Source organism: Collinsella aerofaciens (genome assembly GCF_040915545.1).
Lineage (GTDB): Bacteria > Actinomycetota > Coriobacteriia > Coriobacteriales > Coriobacteriaceae > Collinsella > Collinsella aerofaciens_BE.
The window spans coordinates 111,933-134,616 of sequence record NZ_JBCPDH010000004.1 but is presented as its reverse complement, the minus strand read 5'-3'; the positions used below and the strand labels follow the sequence as shown (position 1 = coordinate 134,616).

The window sequence follows — 22,684 nt, the reverse complement described above, 5'->3', positions numbered from 1 at the left end:
TTCCTCGGTAGCTCAATGGTAGAGCACGCGGCTGTTAACCGCGCTGTTGTAGGTTCGAGTCCTACCCGGGGAGCCAGAATTTATCAGCCCTTTCCGTTGGGCTTTAAATTCCTCGGTAGCTCAATGGTAGAGCACGCGGCTGTTAACCGCGCTGTTGTAGGTTCGAGTCCTACCCGGGGAGCCAGGTTGTAAAACCCGTCGCTTATGCGGCGGGTTTTTTCATGTCGCGGTCGCCGTTCGCGAACGTTACCATATCAACATTTCGTGTCGAGGATGTAATCCCGTGACCCACCACCTCAACATGGCGCGGTCGTTGTAAAATATTGCGATGATTGCTCCCACGAGATGGTGCCGCGAGCACCAGATAAGGAGATTCTTGTGTCTGAGACCATTAACGGCAGTCTGAGCGTCTCGAACGACGTTATTGCCGATATTGCCGGTTGTGCCGCGATGACGTGCTATGGCGTCGTCGGTATGGCCGAACAGCTCCAGGGCGCCGAGAGCGTGCGCCTGCTTGCCGGTCAGCGCCTCCGCAAGGGCGTGCTTGTCTCCGCCGACGAGAACGGCCTTACGGTCGATCTTCACGTCGTGCTCGAGAACGGCGTCAACATGAAGTCCGTCTGCCACAATCTTTCGAGCTCCGTTGCCTTTACCCTGCAGGAAATCGCCCAGATCGATCCCACCAGCCTTAAGATCGGCATCCACATCGACGCGCTCAAGAGCCGTCTGAACTAGCATCCGAAAACGGAGATTCAAATACCCATGATTGCAAAGACCATTCGCACCTGTTTTCCGATCGCTGCGGCTGCCGTTTCCGACAAGGCCGAGGAGATCAACAAGCTCAACGTCTTCCCCGTACCCGATGGCGATACCGGCACCAACATGTCGCTCACGCTCGCCTCGGTGACCAAGGAGCTTTCTGCTCTTCCTGCCGACGCCGACATGGAAGCCATCGCCGGCGCCATCACCCACGGCTCCCTGATGGGTGCCCGCGGCAACTCCGGCGTCATCACGTCGCAGATTCTGCGCGGCGTGGCCGAGGGCCTTATCTCTGCCGACGAGCCCATTACGTCCGCCAACATTGCCTTCGCCTTCCGTCGTGCCGTCAAGGTCGCCTTCCAGGCTGTCCGCAAGCCCATCGAGGGCACGATCCTCACAGTCCTGCGCGATGTCTCGACCAAGGCCGACGAGTGCGAGAAGAAGAAGTTCTCGGTCGAGGACGCGCTCGATGCCATCGTCGTCGAGGCCTATCAGTCCGTCGCCCGCACGCCCGACTTGCTGCCCGTTCTGAAGGAGAACGGCGTGGTCGACTCGGGCGCCTTTGGCTTTGCTATTTTCCTTGAGAACTTTGTTGCCGCTGCTCTTGGCCGTAGCACCGTTGTCGAGGATTTCTCCGCTACGTTTGACTCCGCCGGCTCTGCCCGCGATGCCGCTCTTGGCCGCGTTGAGATCGAGGCCAACGACGACTGGGAGGGCTCGGAGTTCCGCTACTGCAATGAGTTCCTCTTTAAGGCCGATGCTCCCTTTGACGAGGACGAGTGTCTGAAGTTCCTGGGCTCCATGGGCGACTGCGAGCTGCTCGTGGGCGCCTACCCCGACTACAAGATCCACGTGCACTCCAACACCCCCAACCTGGTGCTCGAGCACATGCTGCAGCTCGGTCAGATCTACGAGGTCTTTATCCACAACATGGAGATGGAGGCCCACGACCGTACCGCCAAGATTCACGAGGATCAGGAGAAGGCCGCCGAGCCCGCCAAGGCGCTGGGCTTTGTCGCCGTTGCCGCCGGTTCGGGCGAGGCCGACATCCTCAAGTCCCTCGGCGTTGACGTTATCGTCTCGGGTGGTCAGACCATGAACCCCTCGACTGCAGACCTGCTGGGCGCGGTGGACCAGGTCAACGCGACCTCGGTCATCATTCTGCCCAACAACGGCAACATCCGCATGGCTGCCGAGGCTGCCGCCTCTGCCTGCACGGACAAGAAGGTCGCCGTCGTTCCCACTAAAACCGTCCCGCAGGCGTTCTCCGCGCTGTTCGCGGTCCTGCCCGATTCCGAGCTCGAGGACGCCGTTGCCGCTATGGTCGACGCCATCAGCGAGGTTCGCGATGGCGAGGTTACCCGCGCCGTGCGCGATTCCAGCGCCTCTGACGGCTCTCCCATTCACTCCGGTGACGTCATGGGCATCATTGCCGGCTCCATCGATGTGGTCGGCTCCGACGTGAAGCAGGTCACGCTCGACTGCATCAACCGCATGCAGGAGGAAGAGGAGGGCGACGCGCTGACGATTCTGGCCGGCGAGGAGCTGTCCGATGAGGCCTTCCAGGAGATTGTCGACGCTATCGAGGAGGCTCAGCCCGATTTGGAGATCGACGCCCATCGTGGCGAGCAGCCGCTCTATCCCGTGATCTTCTCGATCGAGTAGGCATCTGCCCATGTCCGAGCTGTGCTCCGTGCCGCGCGTCTCGGAGCGCTTTGCCCAGAGCAATGCGCTTGACGAGGATATCGCGCGACTCAAATATGTTTCGGGTAAACGTGAGGAGGCCCTTCGCCGTCTGGGAATTCGGACGGTGGGGGACCTCCTTCTCCATATCCCTCATCGATACCTCGACTTTACCCGTTCGTGGTCCATCGAGATGGCGCCCATCGGTACCGTGTGCACCATCATCGCCACGGTCGACCGCATCGTCCAAAAGCAGCCGCGTCCGCGCATGCAGGTGACCGAGGTCTCGCTTGTGGACGAGACGGGCGTGCTGCAGGTCGCCTTTTTCCGCCAGCCCTGGATTGCCCAGCAGCTTAGACAGGGCGACCGCCTGGCCGTGATGGGCAAAGTCGAGTTTGCCTACGGTTTTAAGCAGATGGCCTCACCGCACTTTGAAAAGCTCGAGGAAGGGCGTGCCGCGGGCACTATCCTGCCGGTCCATTACGTGAGTGATGGCGTGAGCCAGGCGTGGATGCGCCGCATCGTAAGCGGCGCGCTCGAGGTCGTCGGTAATCCCTTTGATCCGATTCCCGCGCCGCTGCGCGCAAAGCGGAAGCTCATGAGCAATGCCCGCGCGTTGCGTTCGATCCACTTTCCCTCGAGCATGGCTGAGCGCGACATCGCACGCCGGCGTCTTGCCTACGAGGAGTGCCTCTACCTGCAGCTGGCGCTGCGTCTGCGCAACGACGGCGGCCTGGTCGATGTGGTGCCCTATGCCCACACCGCGGGCGAGCATCTGGGCGCGCTTAAACAGGCCCTTCCGTTTTCGCTGAGCGACGAGCAGGAGGCCGCATTCCAAGACATCCTGCATGACATGTGCGATGGCGGGCGCGTGATGAACCGTCTGCTGCTGGGCGATGTCGGTACCGGTAAGACCGCCGTTGCCGCCTGCGCGCTGGCTGTGGCTGCCGATAGCGGCACGCAGGCCTGCGTTATGGCGCCCACGGGCGTGCTGGCGCGCCAATATGCTGATAAGACCGGCCCCTTGCTCTCTCAGGCCGGTATAACGTGGGCGCTGCTGACGGGTGCCACTCCGGCGGCCGAGCGCGAGCGGATCCATGAGCAGCTGCAGTCCGGCGAGCTCGATGTCCTCTTTGGCACCCATGCGGTCCTTTCGGATAACGTTGCGTTCAAGCATCTGTCGCTTGTTGTCATCGACGAGCAACACCGCTTTGGCGTAGGCCAGCGCAACGCCCTGCGCGCGAAGGGCCCCGGTGCCGATCTGCTCGTTATGACGGCAACGCCCATCCCGCGTACGCTGGCGCTTTCGGTCTACGGCGATCTGGACACGAGTATCATCCGCCATCGGCCCGTCCCTGGTGCTGGCGTGACGACACGCGTGCTCACCGAGTCGAGCCGTGACCTCGCCTATGGCGCCATTCGCGAGGCGCACGAGAAGGGGCAGCAGGCCTACGTGATTTGCCCGCTCGTGGAGCCGAGTGACTCGGCCGATGAGCTGGAAGACGTGCCCGGTATCGCCCGCGACGACGAGGGCCGCGTGACGGTCCCCGTGCCGCTGCACGATACGGCGACCGAGCTCGATCGCCTGCGTCTGGCGTTGCCGGGTCTTGCCATCGAGCGCCTTCACGGCCGTATGCCAGCGGGGGAGAAGGACCGCGTGATCGACGCCTTCAAGCGTGGCGAGATTGACGTGCTCGTCTCGACTACGGTGGTCGAGGTGGGCGTTGACGTGCCCAACGCCACCGTCATGGTCATCGAAAACGGCGAGCGCTTTGGTTTGGCTGCCCTGCACCAGCTGCGAGGCCGCGTGGGCCGTGGCGGCGTGTCGGGCACGTGCCTGGTCATGACGCACTCCAAGGGCAACGGCGGCGCATCGGCGGCGCAAGATCGTCTGCAATCGCTCGAAAAAACCTCGGATGGCTTTACGCTCGCCCAGATGGACCTGCGTCTGCGCCACGAGGGCGAAATCCTGGGGTACCGTCAGCATGGCGGTGTGACCCTGCGCTTTGTCGACCTGGATGCCGACGAGGAGCTGATCGAGTGGGCCCATTTGGACGCGGTCGAGCTCTTGCGGTATGCTTGCAACCTTGACTCTGTGGCGACGCGTCCCCTGCGCGATGCGGTCGCCATGCGATATCGACACATATTTAAGGAGGTCAGCGGAGGATGAGAATCATCGGCGGCGAATGGCGCGGTCGTAAGATCGAGGAGCCCCGTGGTCGCGATGTTACCCGCCCCACGACCGATCGCGTGCGCGAGGCATGCGCATCTATGGTCATGTCGGCATTCGACTTCGATCTGGACGAGGTCCGTGTGCTGGACGCCTTTGGCGGCTCCGGTGCCTTAGGGTTAGAGATGCTCTCTCGTGGGGCCCGCTCGCTCACGACGTTTGAGATCGATCGCAACGCCGCGCGGCTCATTACCAAGAATATCGAGTCGCTCTGCCGTGACCGTGCGCGTTGGCGCGTGGTCACGGGCGACATGCTGGCGAGTGCCTCGCGCGGTCGTGTACCGGGCGGCCCCTTTGATCTGGTCCTGCTCGACCCGCCCTATGCTTTTGGTGCCGAGCCGGTCGAGGAACTGCTGCAGGACCTGGCTCAGCAGGGTTTACTTGCGTCTGGCGCTTACGTCCTGTTTGAGCATGCCGCCGCCGATGCGGGCGCGCATCCGGCAGGCTTTGAGACTGTACGTGAGAAGCGCTACGGCATTACCTCGGTCGACCTGCTTCGCTGGGTCGACGATAACGATGGTGAAGGCGACAACGCCGGCGCAGATGCCGACAACAACGATGCCACGACGTTTCAGGAGGACGCCCATGAATGACACCATCAACCGCGTGATCGTCCCGGGCACCTTCGATCCCATCACGTTTGGCCATATCGATGTGATCCGCCGTGCCCGCCGCATCTTTCCCAGCGTGATCGTCGCTGTTGCCGAGTCGCAAGGTAAAAACGGTGTAGGCACCACGTTTATGCTCGATGAGCGCGTGGCGCTGGCCCGCGAGGCGCTCGGTGATATCGACGGCGTCGAGGTCCTGCCCTTTACCGGCCTCTTGGTCGACTTCGCTCGTGAGCAGGGGGCGGGTGCCGTGGTCAAGGGCCTGCGCGCCATGACCGACTTTGAGTATGAGCTGCAGCAGGCCGACCTTAACTATCGCCTGGATAGCGAGCTGGAGTCCATCTTTGTCATGAGTGCGCCGCAGTACGGCTATATCTCGAGCTCGGTTGTTCGCCAGATCGCCTCGCTCGGCAGCGATGTATCGACGTTTGTCCCGCCCAACGTGGTCGAAGCGCTCAAACATCGCTTTTCGTGACGTTTCTTATTGCCTGGTGGCATGTGGTAAACTAGCACGATGATATGTTACCTATGAAAGGAGACCGGATGCCGGGCGAGAATTTTCCTGGCGATAGGATCGTCAGCTTGGTCGATGAGCTCGAAGGGCTGATCGAGGAAGCCAAGCCGCCTTTCGGCAAGAACGCTCAGTTCAAGGTCATCGACGCCGACGTGTTCTTCAACATCCTCGACGAGATCCGCATGAGCTATCCCGAGGAGTGGCAGAAGTCCCGCCGTATCCTTAAGGAGCGCGAGGAGCTTATGGCTTCCGCCGCCGCTCAGGCCGATTCCATCATCGCTGACGCTCAGCAGCAGGCCCTCACCATTGCCGGTGAGCAGGAGATCGTCCGCCTTGCGCAACAGCAGGCCGACGACATCCGCGATCGTGCCCAGCAGTACGAGCGCGAGACGCGTTATGCTGCCGAGGACTACGCAGAGCAGGTCTTTACGCACCTGGAGGAGAACCTCAAGAGCCTGACCGGCACCGTTACCCGTTGCCGTCAGCAGCTCAACGAGGGTGCCGCCCAACAGAATGGTCAGTGGTAATGGCTGAGTTCCCGAGCGTTACCGTCGATCTTTCCGAGCAGCTCGAGTTTCCTGGAGATTCGTATCCGCTGACCGGTAAGGTCGATGTCGCCACCTACACGGTGGGCGAGAAGGAGTACCAGCTACAGGACGGCATCGACTACGACGTTGTCTTTACCAATGCCGGTACCGGTGTCTTGCTCACGGGCATGGTCCGCGCGCACGCCACCGGCGAGTGCGATCGTTGCCTGGAGCCCGCCTCGTTTGATATCGCTGGCGAGATCGAGGAGTTCTACCTCTTTGAGGAGCCCGAGGATCCCGAGGCCTACGAGGACGGCTACGAGCTCCTGGGTGAGGACCGCATCGTCGATCTGGGCGAGCCCATCAATGACGCGGTCGTTATGGGCACACCGTTTGTGGTGCTTTGCAAGCCCGATTGTCGCGGTCTGTGCCCCACTTGCGGTTGCAATCTCAACATCGAGCAATGCGATTGCGCCGCCCAGGCAGAGGCAGAATGGGCCGCTGCCACGGAAAATCCATTTGCAGCATTGAAGAATCTCAAGCTTGATGAGTAAAACTGTGGTAGTATCGCTACTTGCGCGTAATCGCCACACTGGATAGTTCATAAGGAAGGTCACTATGCCCGTACCTAAACAAAAGCAGGGTCGTATCCGCACTCACACCCGTCGTTCCGCCAACATGAAGATCTCGGCTGCGGCTCAGTCCACGTGCCCCCGTTGCGGTGCTGTCAAGCTTCCGCACCACGTGTGCCCCAGCTGCGGTTTCTACAAGGACCGCGAGGTTATCGTTACCGAGTAACGGTATACTCTGGATGCGATGCCGTTCCAAATGGAACCACAATGGCCGGCTCAATGAGTCGGCCATTTTTGTATAAGGAGCATGTATATGAGTAACGTTCGCGTTTGTGTAGACGTTGTGGGCGGAGACGAGAAACCTCAGGTTGTTCTCGATGGTATCGAGGCTGCACTTGCCTCCGATCCCGATATCGAGGTCTTGGCAGCTGGCCCCGCCGAAATCGTCAATCCCTTTGCAGCTTCCCATGCACGTGTTGAGGCCCTTGAGGCGCCCGACGTTATCGCCATGGATGACGATCCCATTCGCGCCGTGATGACCAAGCGTAAGTCGTCGATCGTTCTTTCTTGCCGCGCCATCAAGAAGGGCAACGCGGATGCGTTTTTCTCCGCCGGCTCGACCGGTGCCATGACCGCTGCTGCGACCGCCTACGTGACGCCGTTTAGGTATCAGGCCGAAGGCAAAAAGCAGCCGGTGCGCCCCTGTCTGACCAATGCACTGCCCAATCGCGCCGGCGGTCTGACGGTGCTGTGCGACATGGGTGCCAACCCCGATGTCGAGGTTGACGATATGGTGCGCTTTGCGCAGATGGGCAGCGCCTATGCCCGCGTCGTCCTGGGCATTGAGTATCCTCGCGTGGGCCTGCTTGCCAACGGCACCGAGGACGAGAAGGGTTCCAACTTTACCAAGGCCTGTTTCCCTGCTATGAAGGCCGCCGTTCCCGGCTTTGTTGGTAACTGCGAGGGAACGGACATCACCTCAGGTAACTTCGATGTCGTCGTTGCCGATGGCATGTCGGGCAATATTGCGCTCAAGGCCACCGAGGGTGCTGCCAAGTTTTTGCTGCAGGAGCTCAAGGGTGTCTTTATGTCTTCGCTCGGCACCAAGATTGCCGCGCTGCTTATCAAAAAGCAGATGCGCGAGATTAAGGCCAAGCTTTCGGGCGACGCCAAGGGCGGCGCGATTCTTTTGGGCCTGCGCGGCGTGGTCCTGATCGGCCATGGCGCCACCTCGGTCGAGGCTGTCAAAAACGGTACGCTCGCGGCGGCCGAAGCCGTGCGCGCGGGGCTGGTCGAGAATGTCGCCAACTCTATGGACGGTATCGTTTTATAACAGCGGCGTTATGCGTCTTGGGGCGCACGTCGTGGGGTAGAATCAGAACCGTGTCTTGGTACCGCCCGGGCGGTACCATTCTTTTGGTATTCATGCACTATGAGAGGAAGCGCTATGGACCGCTCCGAAATCTTCGACAAGATCGCCGAGGTCGCTGCTGACGTTCTGGGCGTCGATGTTGCCGAAATTAGCGATGAGACCACCTTTGACGACCTCGATGCCAACTCGCTCGAGCGCCTGCAGCTGGTTACGGCTATCGAGGACGAGTTCAACCTCGAGATCGATGACGAGACCCTGCTCTCGCTCAACTCTGTCGCCGACGCCGTCGATGCGATCGAAAACGCCAGGGAGGCCTAGGTCTTGGCTTTATCCGAACGACTTACGCGTGCCCAGGAAATCCTGGGGCACGAGTTCAATAATAAGGTGCTGCTGCGCGCGGCCCTTACGCATCCCTCGGCAGTCGAGGGCCAGCCGGTTTCTGCCAGCTATGAGCGCCTTGAGTTCTTGGGCGATTCCATTTTGGGTGCTGTGGTCGCACGCTCCCTGTTTGAGTCCTATCCTGAGTTTGACGAGGGCAAGCTCACGCGCCTGAAGGTGTCGCTTGTCTCGGGCGCTACGCTGTCCGAGGTTTCTCACGAGCTGGGCATCGACGACATCATCATCTTTGGTGCCTCCGAGACCGGTACCGGTGCGCGCGGCCTGCATTCGGCGCTCGAGAACGTCTACGAGTCGCTCGTGGGCGCACTGTACCTGGATGCCGGCTGGGACGTTGCGGCGGAGTTTATCCATCGTACGCTTAAGCCGCATTTGGCTTCCGAGCGCGCCGAGCATCCCGCGAACCCCAAGTCGTTTTTGCAGGAGTGCGTGCAAGCCGACGGTCACGAACCCCCGGCGTACAAGCTCGTTGGCTCCGAGGGCCCGGCGCATGCGCCCACCTTTACCGCCGTGGTGTTGATCGATGGTATTCGTCAGGGTCGCGGCTCCGGCTCCTCAAAGAAGGAAGCCGAGGGAGCCGCCGCGCTCGAAGCGCTCGACCGCATGGGTTACACCACCAACGGCGTGATTCTGAACAAGAAGCACGTGTAAGCGAGGAACCGTGTATCTCAAGTCCCTCACGCTCAAAGGGTTCAAGTCGTTTGCCGACCGCGCCCATATGACGTTTGAGCCGGGCCTGACCGTCATCGTCGGTCCTAACGGCTCGGGAAAATCGAACATCTCCGACTCGATTCTGTGGGTCCTGGGCGAGCAGAGCGCCAAGCAGCTGCGCGGCCAGGCCATGGATGATGTCATCTTCTCTGGCTCGTCAGCGCGCAAGCCGGTGGGTGTCGCCGAGGTCACGCTGGTGCTCGATAACTCGGACCATATGCTGCCCGTCGATTTTGACGAGGTTGCCATCACCCGTCGTATGTATCGCTCGGGCGAAAGCGAGTATCTCATCAACTCGAGTCCGTGCCGCCTGATGGACATTCAGGACATCCTGCACGATTCGGGCCTGGGCAAGGATACGCATTCCATCATCAGCCAGGGCAAGCTCGACGCCATTTTGCAGAGCCGCCCCGAGGAGCGTCGCGCCCTCATCGAGGAGGCCGCCGGCATCTCCAAGCACAAGCGCCGCAAGGAGCGCGCGCTCAAAAAGATTAAGTCAATGGACGAGCACCTGACGCGTGCCCGCGACATCAATAAGGAAATCGCCCGTCAGCTGCGACCGCTGGAGCGTCAGGTCGACCGCGCGCGCAAGTACAAAGAGCTGTCCTCGCGCGCGAACGAGCTTACGCAGATGCTGGCCGTCGACGAGCTGCGTTCGCTGCAGTCGCAGTGGAACGATCTGGAGAGCCGCTCCAAGGAGGGCGCTGCCGAGCTGGAGCTTGCGCAGTACCGCTTGGGCGAAAAGGAGCGTGAGCTCGAGAAGCTCCAGGTTATGCTCGAGGAAAAGGGCCTGTTTGTGGGCGACCTGGGCGAGCAACGCCGTCATATGCAAGATGTGGTCGGTCGCATTAACTCCGACATGCGCCTGCTTGAGGAAAAGGGCCACAACATGGTGTCGCGCCTGTCTGACATGCGCGGGCAGATTTCGAGCTCCGAGCATCAGCGTCGTCGCGTGGTCGAGGAGCTCGAGGACGCGCGTGCGCAGCTTGAGGAAGTGACCGGTGCGCATATGCAGGCCCAGGAGGACGTTGACGCCGCCGGTCCTGCCGCCGCTGAGCTCCACGAGCGGCGCGTGGCGCTCGACAATCAGATTTCGCAGCTTACGCGTGAGCAACGCGATGTGCAGCGCGTGGCCGATAACGCCGCGCTCGAGCTCGCCAAGGTGAAGGACTCGCTGAGCAACGCTGAGGTCGAGGACAACATGTATGTCTCGCGCCTGGAGCAGGTTGACGAGCAGCTCGAGGAGGTCACGGCCTCGCTTGAGAGCCGTCGCAACCGCGCTGAGGAGCTCGACGGCGCACTCGATCAGGCTCGCCAAGCCCAGATCGATGCGCGCGAGGCCGCAGAGGTCGCGCGTACGGCGCTCAAGGACCTACGTGCCCGCGAGAGCGAGGCGCGCAACAAGCTGTCCGAGGTGCGCTCGGAGCTTGCCAGCCAAAAGAAACTCGATGCTCGCATGGCCGACAGCTCGCCGCTCGTGAGCCGACTGGTGGGGGCGTTGGGCGATGACGTAACGGGTCGCCTGGGTGATGTGCTCGAAGCCCCGCGCGAGCTCGAAGGCCTGGTGGAGCAGCTGCTTGCCGGCGATATCGATGCCCTGTTGTTTGATGACGCTGATGCGCTTGAGCGCGCCGGGCGTGCCGCCCTGGACCAAAAGAAGGCCTCGGGCGAGGCATTGCTGGTGGCGCGCGGTGTGAGCGGCTCTACCGCCGCTGAGGGCGCTGCCGGTACCCGCCTGGTTGATCGTCTGTCCGTGCGTGCAGGCTACGGACCCGTCGTCGAGGCGCTGCTCGGCGGCTATTACGTGGTCGATGACTTGGCCACCGCGCTGGCTGCGCCTGTCGTTGACGGTGTGACCTACGTGACTCCCGATGGCGCCCGCGTGTGCTGTGGTGGTCTGGTGCGCGTGGGGCTCGATGCCGGCGAGGCTTCGGGTGCCCTGGAGCGCAAGCGCCGCATCCGTGAGCTCGAGGGTCTGGAGCCCGATCTGGCTGCTATCTTTGAGCATGTCTCGGACCAAGTCGTTGAGGCCAACGCCGCTGTCGAGGAGGCCCGTGCCGCCGAGGGCGATGCCGCCGGCGAGATTGCCCGCCTTGAGGGTGAGCGTCGCTCGCTGCTGTCCGAGATCGGCCGCCTTGAGCAAAGCGCCAACAACGCCGAGGTCGAGCGCGTGCGCATTTCCAAGCGCCGTGAGCAAGCCGCTGAGGCCGTCCGTGCCGCTCGTCCACGCGTGGATGAACTTACTCGTTCGTGTGACGAAGCTCGTGCGCAGGCGAGCGACCTAGGTCTCCAGATTGCCGAGGCCAACGACGAGCTCGACCGCGTGCGCCGCGATGACTCCGAGGCCGCCGGTAAGCTCGCCGATGCCAAGGTGCGTCTGGCCCAGACGAGCGAGCGCCTGCGTTCGCTGAAGGGCCGCGTTCCCGATCTGGAGCATCGTCTGGAGGGTATCGACCGCCGTATTCGCGGAACGCGCCAGGCTTCGCGCTCGCTTGAGCTGCTGCGACTGCGCGTCGATCCCATGCACGAGCGTTACTCGGCCCTGCTGGAGCGCGCCTCGGACTGGGCCGCGCGCCTTCGGGACCAGGCTTCTCTCGAGGAGGCAGACTCCGCCTCGCTCAAGAAGACCATCGAGGACGCCAAGGCCGAAGTCGCTCGCGCCAAAGATAAGGTCGATACCGCCGCCGCGACGCAAAATGAGTTCAAGGTCGCACGCGGCAAGCTCGAGGTGCAGGTGGAGGCAGCCATCAAGGCCATCACCGCCGACGGCACCACGGTGCTCGAGGAAGCGCTTATGCTTCCCGCGCCCACCGACCGCGACGCTGCCGAGCGCGAGCTCAACCAGCTCGTTCGCCAAATCAACAACCTGGGTCCTGTGAACCAGGTTGCCATGGAAGAGTACGAGCAGCTCAAGCGCCGAGCCGACTACATCGAGGAACAGCTGGCCGATCTGGAGAGCGCGCGTAAGGCGCTCACCAAGATCACCGTTGCTATCGACCGTAAGATGCGCAAAGCGTTCCTGGTAACCTTCGAGAAGGTCGATGCGAACTTCCGCGAGATCTTCGCCATGCTCTTCCCGGGAGGCCAGGCTCATCTGGAGATGACCGACCCCGAGCATCCGGCCGAGACGGGAATCGAGGTCGTGGCGCAGCCGCGCGGTAAGCGCATCACCAAGATGATGCTCATGTCGGGCGGCGAGAAGAGCCTGACGGCGCTCGCCCTGCTTTTTGCCGTGTATCGCACGCGTACGGTGCCGTTCTATGTGCTGGACGAGGTCGAGGCGGCGCTCGACGACGCCAACTTGTCCAAGCTCATTGGCGCCCTTGATGTACTGCGTTCCGATACGCAGCTCTTGGTCATTTCGCATCAGCGCCGTACTATGGAGGACGCTGACGTTCTCTACGGCGTCTCGATGCAAGCTGACGGCGTCAGTCGCGTCGTCTCGCAAAAACTCGATCGCGAAACCGGAAAGGTCGTGAATGCATAATGGGATTCTTTGACGCTCTGTCGCGCGGACTCGAGCGCAGCCGCGAGGCCCTCAACGAGATCTTCTACTTTGGCGGCGAGGTCGATGAGGATTTTTGGGAGGACCTTGAGGACACGCTCGTCATGGGTGACATGGGGGCCGAGGTCGCGATCCAGGTTTCTGATGACCTGCGCGACGCCGCCGCCAAGAAGAACCTCAAGACCGCCCCGCAGCTCCGTCGTGCCCTGGCCGAGCAGCTCGAGCAGCACTTTGTGCCCATCGAGCGCGATCCGTTCGCCGATACGCCGAGCTGTGTACTGTTTGTGGGCATCAACGGCGCCGGCAAGACCACGACGGTCGGCAAGATCGCGAGTGCCATGGCAGCCCGCGGCAAGAACGTCGTGATCGGCTCTGCCGATACCTTCCGCGCTGCCGCCATTGAGCAGCTCGATGTGTGGGGCCAGCGCGCTGGCGTTCCCGTCATCAAGCGCGACCGCGGCTCCGACCCGGCAAGCGTGTGCTACGACGTGCTCGATGAGGCCGACAAGCGCGGCAGCGACCTGGTGCTTATCGATACCGCCGGTCGTCTGCACACGAGTCCCGAGCTCATGCGCGAGCTTGCCAAGGTGGTCAACGTGACGCGTAAGCGCGCCGCCAATATGGCCGCCGGCCCCATGCCCGTCTCGGTCGTCCTCGTAATCGATGCCGCGACAGGCCAAAACGGCCTCAACCAGGCGCTCGAGTTTAACGAGGCGCTGGGCCTGGACGGTATTATCATGACAAAGCTCGACGGTACGGCAAAGGGCGGTATCGCCATGGCCGTGGCCGAGAAGCTCAAGCTTCCCATCCTGCGCATCGGTGTGGGAGAGCAGGTCGATGACCTGCAGGAGTTTAATGCCAAAGATTTCTGCCGCGCCCTGGTGGGCGAGTCCAACTAAGGAGTGACTAGTGTTTGATTCTCTGAGCGATCGCCTCAACGACACATTTGACCGCCTGCGCGGCAAGGGTAAGCTGACCGAGGCCGATATCACCTCGGCCATGCGCGACATCCGAATGGCGCTGCTCGAGGCCGACGTTAACTTTAAGGTCGTTAAGGAGTTTGTCGCTAAGACCAAGGAGCGCTGCATGACCGCCGAGGTCATGGAGTCCCTGTCCCCGGCGCAAAACGTCGTCAAGATCGTGCTCGACGAGCTCACCGAGATGCTCGGCTCCACCGAGAGCAAGCTCGTCTTTAGCAACCGCATCCCCAACGTCATCATGCTCGTGGGCCTGCAGGGCTCCGGTAAGACCACGGCGGCCGTAAAGCTGGCCTACCTGCTCAAGAAGCAGGGCCGCTCGCCGTTGCTCGCCGCGTGCGACGTCTACCGTCCCGCTGCTGCCGACCAGCTGGCCACGCTCGGTGGCGAGATCGGCGTACCGGTCTTCCGCGGCGACGGTGCGCACCCGGTCGATATCGCCAAGGGCGCCATCCAGGAGGCCGTCGACCACCTGCGCGACGTGGTCATCGTCGATACCGCCGGTCGTTTGCAGATCGACGAGCAGATGATGCAGGAGGCCGTGGACATCAAGAAGGCCGTCAAGCCCGATCAGGTGCTGATGGTCGTCGATGCCATGACCGGCCAGGATATTGTCAACGTCGTCTCGACCTTCGCTGAGCGCACCGACTTTGACGGCGTGATCATCTCCAAGCTCGACGGCGACGCCCGTGGCGGCGGCGCGCTTTCCGTGCGCCAGGTGACCGGCAAGCCCATCAAGTTTGTGAGCATGGGCGAGAAGCCCGATTCGCTGGAGCCGTTCTACCCCGATCGTATGGCCAAGCGCATTCTGGGTATGGGCGACGTTGTCGGCATCATTGAGAAGGCCCAGGAGGCCGCCGATGCCGAGCAGCTCGAGGCCGCCGAGCGCATGCTGCGCGAGGGCTTTACTATGAACGACATGCTCGACCAGATGAAAGCCGTCAAGAAGATGGGCGGCATGAAGGGCATTCTGGGCATGCTCCCCGGTGGCCAGCGTGCGCTTAACCAGATGGGTGGCAACCTGGACGAAGGTATCTTCGATAAGAACGAGGCCATCATCATGTCGATGACCAAGGAGGAGCGCCTTCGCCCCTCCATCATCAACGGCCAGCGCCGTGCCCGCATTGCCAAGGGCGCCGGCGTGACCCCCACCGAGGTCAATAGCCTTATGAAGCAGTGGGGTGAGATGAATAAGATGATGGGCCGCATGCGCACGATGGCCAATCAGGCGCATGCCGGCGGCAAGAAGGGCAAAAAGGGTAAGAAGGGCAAGAAGATGCGCATGCCCAATATTCCCGGTCTGGATGCCATGGGTCTGGGCGGCATGGGCGGCTTGGGAACGGGCGGCCCTAAGTCCGATATGGACCTGCTGCGCCAGATGGAAGCGCAGATGCGCAATAAGAAATAACGACTGGCTGAGTCGTGTATGGCGAAGGCCGCCTGGATGGTACTCCAGGCGGCCTTCGCCGTTTGTTCGTAGGTTGTCGCACGCGCGGAAGCGTATTCTCGACGAGGTGCTTGTCGTTAGTGGCAGCTGCAGCCCTCGTGGCCCTCGTGCTCGTGATGGCCGTGGCAGCCGCAGGACTCGCCATGCTCGCGGGTGTGCTCGTGATCATGTCCATGGCAGTCGCAGGTGGCCTCGCCGGTCTGAGCGAGCGTGCCGGCAATGAGGGCCTCGACGCAGGCATCGCAGCTGCCCTGGGCGCCCGCATAGACCGTGATGCCAGCCTGGGTGAGCGCGTTGATGGCGCCGCCGCCGATACCGCCGCAGATGAGCGTGTCAACGCCACCGTTGGCAAGCAGGCCCGCCAAGGCGCCGTGGCCGGTGCCACCGGTGCCTACGACCTGCTCGTTGAGCACCTTGCCATCCTGGATGTCGTAGATCTTGAACTGCTCGCTGCGGCCAAAGTGCATAATGATGTTGCCGTTGTCGTACGTCGTTGCCACCCTCATGGTGCCGACCTCCTTTGCTGGCCATGCGGCCGTCGTCGTGGCGATGGGGGAGTACGCGATATTGCCGCCCTCGATGACGAGCGCTCGTCCGTTGACCAGCGCATCGGCCACCTTGCGATGCGCGCGGCTGCAAATGGCCGCCACCGTTGCGCGGGCGATGCCCATCTGCTGGGCGACCGCCTCTTGGTTGAGACCTTCCAGGTCGCACAGGCGCAGCACCTCAAGCTCGTCGACGGTCATGTCGATGGCATCACCGCTGGCAAGGCCATCGGGGGTAAAGCCGCGGTATTCGGGGATGATCCCGACGCGGCGCAGTTTTTCGCGTCTTCCTGCCATGCACACTCCTTATCTGACATATGTCAACAATAGGATAACGCGTTAGCCGTTGGGCGCAAGGCATTTTTAGCATATGTCAGAAAATGAGGGCTTATGTTTGGGCTGTGGGGCCGCGTGTGCCTGGGCTACAATGAATCTCGCTTGTAGGCGACTGACAGGAGGGTCAATGAGCAAGGCTGATCAACAGTTTGTAGCCATGTGCCGCGATATCTTGGACCATGGCACCACGACCGAGGGCCAAAAGGTCCGCCCGGTGTGGGAGGACGGCACCCCTGCCTATACCATTAAAAACTTTGGAGTTACGGCACGCTACGACCTGCGCGAGGAGTTCCCCGCGCTCACCCTGCGTCGCACGGCGCTTAAGTCTGCGATGGATGAGATCCTGTGGATCTATCAGAAGAAGTCCAATAACGTGCATGACCTCAACAGCCATATTTGGGATGAGTGGGCCGACGAGACCGGCTCCATCGGCAAAGCCTACGGCTACCAGATTGGGCAGAAGAGCCATTATGCCGAGGGTGACTTTGATCAGATGGACCGCGTGCTGTACGACCTCAAGCACACGCCGTACAGCCGCCGCATCATGACCAACACATACGTGTTCAGTGATCTGTCCGAGATGCACCTGTATCCGTGCGCCTACAGCGTGACCTATAACGTCACGCAGCGTCCGCAGGACGACAAGCCGACGCTCAACATGATTCTCAACCAGCGTAGCCAGGATATTTTGGCCGCGAACAACTGGAATGTGTGCCAGTACGCCATTTTGCTGATGATGGTTGCGCAGTCGGTCGATATGATCGCTGGCGAGCTGCTGCACGTGATTGCCGATGCCCACATTTACGACCGTCATGTCGATATCATCCGCGAACTTATCGAGCGTCCGCAGTTTGCGGCTCCCAAGGTAACGCTCAACCCCGATGTGCATGATTTCTACGCGTTTACGACCGATGATCTGATCGTTGAGGGCTATGAGCACGGCCCGCAGGTCAAGAACATCCCCATTGCGGTGTAGGTGACGCGTATGACGTGTAAGCTTTCTGCCATTGTCGCCGTGTGCGATGACTGGGGTATTGGGTGCGAGGGCGACATGGTGGTGTCCAACCGTGCCGACATGCGTCATTTTGTGGCATGCACCAAAGGTTGCCCGGTCATTATGGGGCGCAAGACGCTGTTGAGTTTTCCCGGCGGGCGTCCGCTCAAGAATCGTCGCAACATTGTGCTCACGCGCGACGAGGGCTTTGCCCCCGAGGGCGTTGACGTGGTGCATAGCATTGACGAAGCGCTCGCCGCGGTTGCCGATGAGGCTGTTGCATGGGTGATCGGTGGCGGCGATGTCTATCGGCAGTTTTTGCCGTATTGCGTGGAGGCCGAAGTTACGCATAACCATTGCGTGCATGACGTGGATACGTACTTTCCCGATCTGGATGCCGATCCCGCGTGGGAGATTGCGCGGCGTTGCGGTGTTGCCACGATTGCCGCCGACGAGGGCGACGAGGGCGTCGATTATGAGTTCGTGACGTATCGTCGCGTTGAGGCGTAAACCCGATTATCCCTTCGGTATTATCGGGTTGGAATGAGTGGCGGGGCAGCGCATGGCGTTGCCCCGATATTTGTATAGGTGCTGTAAAGAAGGGTGCGGGCAGGCTGCTATGACTGATGCCGTTGAGGTGCTGCGAATTGATTCGCTCGAGGACGAGCGGCTCGATGCTTACGTGCGACTGACCGAGCGTGAGCTGCGCTGCGTTTTGGAACCGCAGAAGGGCATCTTTATCGCCGAGAGCGCCAAGGTCATCGAGCGTGCGGTTCGCGCCGGATACGAGCCGGTGAGCTTTCTTTTGGGCGAGCGCTGGCTCGACCAGATGATGCCGCTGTTTGAGCGCCTGGCGGTACGCGAAGGTGCGGGCCCGGTTCCCGTGTTCGTGGCCTCGATGGAGCTTATGGAGCAGCTGACGGGCTTTAACGTGACGCGCGGTGCGCTCTCGGTGTTCCGTCGTCCACGCCAGATTCCGGTAGCCGAGTTCTTGGGCGGCGTCGTCGAGGCGGCGGGGGAGCGCCCGGTGCGCGTGTGCGTGCTCGAGGGCATTGTCGACCACACCAACGTCGGCGCGATTTTCCGCTCGGCGGCTGCGCTGAACGTCGATGGCATTTTGGTGAGTCCTACGTGCTGTGACCCGCTGTATCGTCGCTCGGCCCGCGTGAGCATGGGTACGGTGTTCCAGGTGCCCTGGACGCGCATTGGCAGCGAGGCGCGCGTATGGCCGCATGATGGGCTGGCGGCGTTACACGATGCCGGGTTTTCGTGTGCCGCCATGGCGTTGACGGATGATTCGGTGTCGTTGGACGATCCCGCGCTGCAGGAGATTGACCGCCTGGCAATCTTTATGGGCACCGAGGGTGCTGGCTTAGGCGCCAAGACCATTGCTGGCTGCGACCGAGCCGTGCGCATTCCAATGGCGCACGGGGTTGATTCGCTCAACGTGGCCGCGGCGAGTGCCGTCGCCTTTTGGCAGCTGTGCCCGCACGTGAGCAACGAGTATCACTACCAGCCGGGGCTGTATCACTAGGCAGATATTTCGCACCGGGCTCTGGTTTGGGGCGTTTCGGCCGATATCGGTCGGTGCTAAGCTGGTATTGGCTTTGGTCTTAAATTGCCGTTTTGTTGTATGACGTACGCTAGTGGGGAGGGCGTGTGGCTAAGAAATCTACGGCTATCGATGTAACGCAGGGTGTTATTTGGCAGCAGCTGCTTTCTCTGTGCGTTCCCATCTTTTTTAGTTCGTTTTTTCAGCAGGCCTACACGCTTATCGGTACCTATATCGTCGGTCAGTTTGGCGGCAAGCTCGCGTTGGGCGGCATCCAGGCCACAATGGTGCTCACCGAGCTCTGCATTGGCTTTTGCGTTGGCGTCGGCGCCGGCTGCGCGGTCATTACGGGCCAGTTTTTTGGCCAGCACGATGACGAGCGCCTGAGCCGATCGGTCCATACGGCCATGACGCTCGCGCTGGTGGGCGGTATCGTTTTCTCGATTCTTGGCATAGTGTTCGTTGAGCCCATGCTGGTGCTTATGAACACGCCGCATGAATTATTGGCCGAGGGCGTGGCCTATGCCCGTTGCTATTTTGCCGCCATGGTTGCGGCGCTGCTGCTCAATATGGGAACGGCATTGCTGCGCGCCGTGGGCGACACGCGCGGGCCTGCTGTGATCATCGCTTCCGGCTGCCTTGTTAATGCGGTGCTGGATGTCATCTTCGTTGCCGTGCTTCACATGGAAGCGCTGGGCTGTGGCATCGCGGTGGCGCTGACCATTTGCTCCAACGCCACGATGATCGTGATTCGTATGATGCACGCACCGGGTGCGTGGCGGCTTTCACTGTCCAAACTCGGCATTGATTCTGGTATTTGTAAGAGCATGATCTCGTGTGGTCTGCCGCTTGGCTTTCAGTCTGCTGCGTATTCGATTTCCAACGTTTTGATTCAGGTGTCGGTGAACTCGTTTGGTGCCGATGTCACCACGGCTTGGGGTCTTTCGGGCCGCCTGGATGGTATTGTCTGGATGGTTACCGAGGCGCTTGGCGTGTCGATCACCACGTTCTCGGCACAGAACTTTGGCGCGCGCAACTACGAGCGCATGCGCAAGGGCTACCATACGTCGCTCGTGCTGTCGTTTATGCTCATTGGTGGCCTGTCTGCCGTGCTGCTGGTATTCTCGGGTCCGCTGTCTCGTCTGTTTGTCGACGATGCTTCGATTTCGGCGTACACCACGACCATCCTCCACTTCATTGCGCCGTTCTATGCGATTTTCTCGATTATCGAGAACGCGTCGGGATCCATTCGCGGCGCCGGCGTGAGCTTGCAGCCCATGCTGCTCACGATTTTTGGCACCGTCGTGCTCAGGGTGATCTGGGTATTTGCGATTATGCCGTTCGATCCGTCGCTTGAGCACCTGCTGCTGGTCTACCCCGTAACCTGGCTCATCACCGCCATAATGTTCACCATCTACCACCACAGCGGCAACTGGCTAGGTCGCGCCACTGCCTAGCCATTGGGGACGTCCGCAATGGCTAGTATTCGATGCCTTGGCGGGCTAGGAGGCCTTCGTCGAAGTAGTGTTTGACGGGGCGCATTTCGGTTACTAGGTCTGCAAGGTCGGCGAGGGGCAGCAAGCCACGGCCGGTGAACACGAGCTCCGTGGTGGTTGGTTTCATCGCGATCAACGCTTCGACATCTTCGCGCGTCACAAAGCCCCGTCGCATGGCTTCTCCCAGCTCATCCAAGATCAGCACGTCGACCTGGCTAATCTGCTCGCGCGCCAGCTCCATGATCTGTGCGGCACAGGCTTCGGGCGTGTCGCGGTCGGCTTGTACGATGCGTAGCCCCAATCGAGGTGCTGCGTCATGTTCGGCACAGTGCAGCTTCTTGGCAAACTGAAGCATGAGCACGTTAAGTCCATAGCCCGTCGCGCGCAGCGCGAGCCCCAGCGCAGCCGTCGTCTTGCCCTTGCCGTCGCCTGTATAGATTTGAACCTTGCCGACTTACAGTGATGCCATCTCTGTCCTTTCGTGCCCGGCGTCGGTTTATCGCCGTCCGGGTTGGGTATTCTAGAAAGCATTATCAACCCCAGTAGATGGAGTTCAAGCAGATGGAGATGGATGACAACAAACGTAGACGGAATATGATTCTCTACGTGCTCATCGCCTTCGTCGTCTACCTCGTGCTCTCGACCGTTCTGTTCCCCAACATCGGTCACACGCAGCAGATTACGAAGACCGATTACTCGACGTTTGTCAAAGCGCTCGATAAGAAGAGCGTCGACAAGGTCGAGTACAACACGGACGATTACTCGATTTATTACACCAAGAAGGGCGAGGACGAGAACATCGCCTACAAGACGACCGGTGTGCCGAATGACGCGGGCTTTACCGATCGCGTGCTTGAGTCTGGCGCTTCGCTGGAGTCGGTCGTTCCCGATAAAAACTCGGGTTTGATGACCTACTACCTGCTCACACTCATTCTTCCCATGGCGATTTTCTTCCTCATCGGTTGGTGGCTCAACCGCCGCATGAAGAAGGCTATGGGCGATGACGGCCCGTCGATGAACTTTGGCGGCGGCGGTTTTGGCGGCGGACTGGGTAAGTCCGGCGCGCGCGTGATCGCCTCCAAGGACGTGGGCGTGACCTTTAAGGACGTCGCCGGTCAGGAAGAGGCCAAGGAGTCTCTCAAGGAGGTCGTCGACTTTCTGGAGAAGCCGCAGCGCTACGAGGAGATCGGCGCCAAGCTGCCGCGTGGTGCTCTCCTTGTTGGCCCTCCGGGTACCGGTAAGACCCTGCTTGCCAAGGCTGTTGCCGGCGAGGCCGGTGTTCCGTTCTTTAGCATTTCGGGCTCTGAGTTCGTTGAGATGTTTGTCGGTCGCGGCGCTGCTAAGGTTCGTGACCTGTTTAAGCAGGCCAAGGAAAAGGCACCGTGTATCGTCTTTATCGATGAGATCGATACCATCGGTAAGAAGCGCGATGGCGGCGGCTTTAGCGGCAACGACGAGCGCGAGCAGACGCTCAATCAGTTGCTGACCGAGATGGATGGCTTCGATAACCATAAGGGTATCGTTGTCCTTGCCGCAACCAACCGCCCCGACAGTCTCGATCCCGCTCTACTGCGCCCCGGTCGTTTTGACCGCCGCATCCCCGTCGAGCTGCCCGACCTGACCGGCCGCAAGAACATCCTCGAGCTGCATGCCAAGAGCGTGAAGACCGAGCCGCCGATCGACCTGACCGCGATTGCCCGCGCCACGCCCGGTGCCTCGGGCGCCGACCTGGCCAATATCATCAACGAGGGCGCCCTGCGCGCCGTTCGCGAGGGTCGCAAGCGTGCAACCCAGGACGACTTCGAGGAGTCGGTGGAGGTCGTCATTGCCGGCCAACAGCGTAAGTCCACGGTGCTGTCCGACCACGAGAAGCAGGTCGTTTCTTATCACGAGATCGGCCATGCCATCGTTGCCGCTCGCCAGAAGGGCTCTGCGCCGGTCACGAAGATCACCATCGTGCCGCGCACGAGCGGTGCTCTTGGTTATACCATGCAGGTCGAGGAGGACGAGCGCTTCCTGACGACGCGCCAAGAGGTCTTGGACAAGCTCGCTGTCTATTGCGGTGGCCGCGCAGCCGAGGAGCTCATCTTTGGAGAGATGACGACCGGCGCCGCCAACGACATCGAGCAGGCCACCAAGCTCGCCCGTAATATGGTGACGCGCTTTGGTATGTCCGACGAGTTTGGCATGATGGCGCTCGGTACCGTGCAGAACGCGTATCTCAATCAGGACACGTCGCTCACCTGCGCCCCCGGTACGGCCGAGCGCGTGGACGCGATTGTCGCCAAGCTGATCGAGGATGCGCACGACCGCGCTTTGCAGATTCTGAAGGAGAACAAGTTTAAGCTCCACGAGCTGGCTCGTTATCTGTATAAGAAGGAGACCATCACGGGCGAGGAGTTCATGAACCTCCTCACGCGCGAGAATCCGCTGATGCCCAAGCAGCAGTAAAGCCGCGGC

At 61.2% G+C, this 22,684-nt stretch carries 21 protein-coding genes and 2 tRNA genes; 21 read left to right on the top strand and 2 right to left on the bottom strand.

The genetic code is table 11. The annotated features are described in order from the left end of the window. Position 1 precedes the first annotated feature (1 nt). From AB5202_RS02640 to ffh, 16 genes are all read left to right on the top strand, one after another. A tRNA-Asn gene (locus AB5202_RS02640) sits at positions 2-76 on the top strand. Positions 77-109: 33 nt separating this feature from the next. Next, positions 110-184 (top strand) — tRNA-Asn (locus AB5202_RS02635). Positions 185-345: 161 nt separating this feature from the next. Beyond that, positions 346-735, top strand: a complete 390-nt coding sequence (locus tag AB5202_RS02630; RefSeq protein ID WP_368144533.1) for an Asp23/Gls24 family envelope stress response protein — start codon at positions 346-348, stop codon at positions 733-735. A gap of 27 nt (positions 736-762) precedes the next feature. Further along, a complete protein-coding gene (locus AB5202_RS02625; protein ID WP_368144531.1) occupies positions 763-2,424 on the top strand; it encodes a DAK2 domain-containing protein in 1,662 nt (553 codons plus the stop codon). Between the two features lie 10 nt (positions 2,425-2,434). Beyond that, complete coding sequence (gene recG, locus AB5202_RS02620) at positions 2,435-4,612, top strand: ATP-dependent DNA helicase RecG (RefSeq protein WP_368144530.1); 2,178 nt, start codon at positions 2,435-2,437, stop codon at positions 4,610-4,612. Next, positions 4,609-5,265 carry a 16S rRNA (guanine(966)-N(2))-methyltransferase RsmD gene (gene rsmD, locus AB5202_RS02615; RefSeq protein ID WP_215673577.1) on the top strand — a complete coding sequence of 219 codons (657 nt, stop codon included), beginning with the start codon at positions 4,609-4,611 and terminating at the stop codon, positions 5,263-5,265. The genes recG and rsmD overlap by 4 nt, the downstream gene beginning before the upstream one ends. After that, the gene (gene coaD / locus AB5202_RS02610; protein ID WP_117769594.1) at positions 5,258-5,755 is read left to right on the top strand and encodes a pantetheine-phosphate adenylyltransferase; all 498 of its coding nucleotides are present in this window, start codon (positions 5,258-5,260) and stop codon (positions 5,753-5,755) included. Before rsmD ends, coaD begins: the two co-directional genes overlap by 8 nt. Positions 5,756-5,823: 68 nt before the next feature. Further along, positions 5,824-6,321: an ATP synthase subunit B family protein gene (locus tag AB5202_RS02605; protein WP_040358176.1), complete on the top strand. Its 498-nt coding sequence runs from the start codon at positions 5,824-5,826 to the stop codon at positions 6,319-6,321. After that, positions 6,321-6,875, top strand: coding sequence for a YceD family protein (locus AB5202_RS02600; RefSeq protein WP_368147475.1), 555 nt, complete (start codon positions 6,321-6,323; stop codon positions 6,873-6,875). Before AB5202_RS02605 ends, AB5202_RS02600 begins: the two co-directional genes overlap by 1 nt. A 64-nt stretch (positions 6,876-6,939) precedes the next feature. Beyond that, positions 6,940-7,119 (top strand): 50S ribosomal protein L32, encoded by a 180-nt coding sequence (rpmF, locus tag AB5202_RS02595; RefSeq protein WP_022094017.1) that lies wholly within the window; start codon positions 6,940-6,942, stop codon positions 7,117-7,119. Positions 7,120-7,206: 87 nt separating this feature from the next. After that, on the top strand, positions 7,207-8,226 hold the full coding sequence (gene plsX, locus AB5202_RS02590; protein WP_368144529.1) for a phosphate acyltransferase PlsX: 1,020 nt from the start codon (positions 7,207-7,209) through the stop codon (positions 8,224-8,226). A 114-nt stretch (positions 8,227-8,340) separates the two neighbouring features. Continuing rightward, a complete protein-coding gene (locus tag AB5202_RS02585; protein ID WP_055309519.1) occupies positions 8,341-8,583 on the top strand; it encodes an acyl carrier protein in 243 nt (80 codons plus the stop codon). Between the two features lie 3 nt (positions 8,584-8,586). After that, positions 8,587-9,312: a ribonuclease III gene (gene rnc, locus AB5202_RS02580; protein WP_055286400.1), complete on the top strand. Its 726-nt coding sequence runs from the start codon at positions 8,587-8,589 to the stop codon at positions 9,310-9,312. Between the two features lie 10 nt (positions 9,313-9,322). After that, entirely contained in the window at positions 9,323-12,859 is a 3,537-nt protein-coding gene (gene smc, locus AB5202_RS02575) for a chromosome segregation protein SMC (protein WP_368147474.1), read from the top strand. Beyond that, entirely contained in the window at positions 12,859-13,776 is a 918-nt protein-coding gene (gene ftsY / locus AB5202_RS02570) for a signal recognition particle-docking protein FtsY (protein ID WP_195621349.1), read from the top strand. Before smc ends, ftsY begins: the two co-directional genes overlap by 1 nt. A 10-nt stretch (positions 13,777-13,786) precedes the next feature. Beyond that, positions 13,787-15,262: a signal recognition particle protein gene (ffh, locus tag AB5202_RS02565; protein ID WP_195621347.1), complete on the top strand. Its 1,476-nt coding sequence runs from the start codon at positions 13,787-13,789 to the stop codon at positions 15,260-15,262. A 116-nt stretch (positions 15,263-15,378) separates the two neighbouring features. On the opposite strand, the gene AB5202_RS02560 is transcribed toward ffh, so the two are convergent. Next, a complete protein-coding gene (locus AB5202_RS02560) occupies positions 15,379-16,143 on the bottom strand; it encodes a DUF134 domain-containing protein (protein WP_368144176.1) in 765 nt (254 codons plus the stop codon). A 166-nt stretch (positions 16,144-16,309) separates the two neighbouring features. On the opposite strand from AB5202_RS02560, the gene thyA reads away from it, so the two are divergent. The 4 genes from thyA to AB5202_RS02540 all read left to right on the top strand — a co-directional run bounded on the left by thyA (position 16,310) and on the right by AB5202_RS02540 (position 20,185). Beyond that, positions 16,310-17,158: a thymidylate synthase gene (gene thyA / locus AB5202_RS02555; RefSeq protein WP_138374835.1), complete on the top strand. Its 849-nt coding sequence runs from the start codon at positions 16,310-16,312 to the stop codon at positions 17,156-17,158. A gap of 9 nt (positions 17,159-17,167) precedes the next feature. After that, positions 17,168-17,686: a dihydrofolate reductase gene (locus tag AB5202_RS02550; protein WP_368144177.1), complete on the top strand. Its 519-nt coding sequence runs from the start codon at positions 17,168-17,170 to the stop codon at positions 17,684-17,686. Between the two features lie 109 nt (positions 17,687-17,795). Next, complete coding sequence (locus tag AB5202_RS02545; protein ID WP_368144179.1) at positions 17,796-18,710, top strand: TrmH family RNA methyltransferase; 915 nt, start codon at positions 17,796-17,798, stop codon at positions 18,708-18,710. Between the two features lie 125 nt (positions 18,711-18,835). Continuing rightward, positions 18,836-20,185, top strand: a complete 1,350-nt coding sequence (locus tag AB5202_RS02540) for an MATE family efflux transporter (RefSeq protein WP_368144180.1) — start codon at positions 18,836-18,838, stop codon at positions 20,183-20,185. Positions 20,186-20,207: 22 nt separating this feature from the next. On the opposite strand, the gene AB5202_RS02535 is transcribed toward AB5202_RS02540, so the two are convergent. Next, positions 20,208-20,663 carry a cob(I)yrinic acid a,c-diamide adenosyltransferase gene (locus tag AB5202_RS02535; protein ID WP_368144185.1) on the bottom strand — a complete coding sequence of 152 codons (456 nt, stop codon included), beginning with the start codon at positions 20,661-20,663 and terminating at the stop codon, positions 20,208-20,210. Between the two features lie 122 nt (positions 20,664-20,785). Here AB5202_RS02535 and ftsH point away from each other — a divergent pair, with 122 nt between their 5' ends. Then, a complete protein-coding gene (ftsH, locus tag AB5202_RS02530) occupies positions 20,786-22,675 on the top strand; it encodes an ATP-dependent zinc metalloprotease FtsH (protein ID WP_195621388.1) in 1,890 nt (629 codons plus the stop codon). The last annotated feature ends 9 nt before the right edge of the window (positions 22,676-22,684 follow it).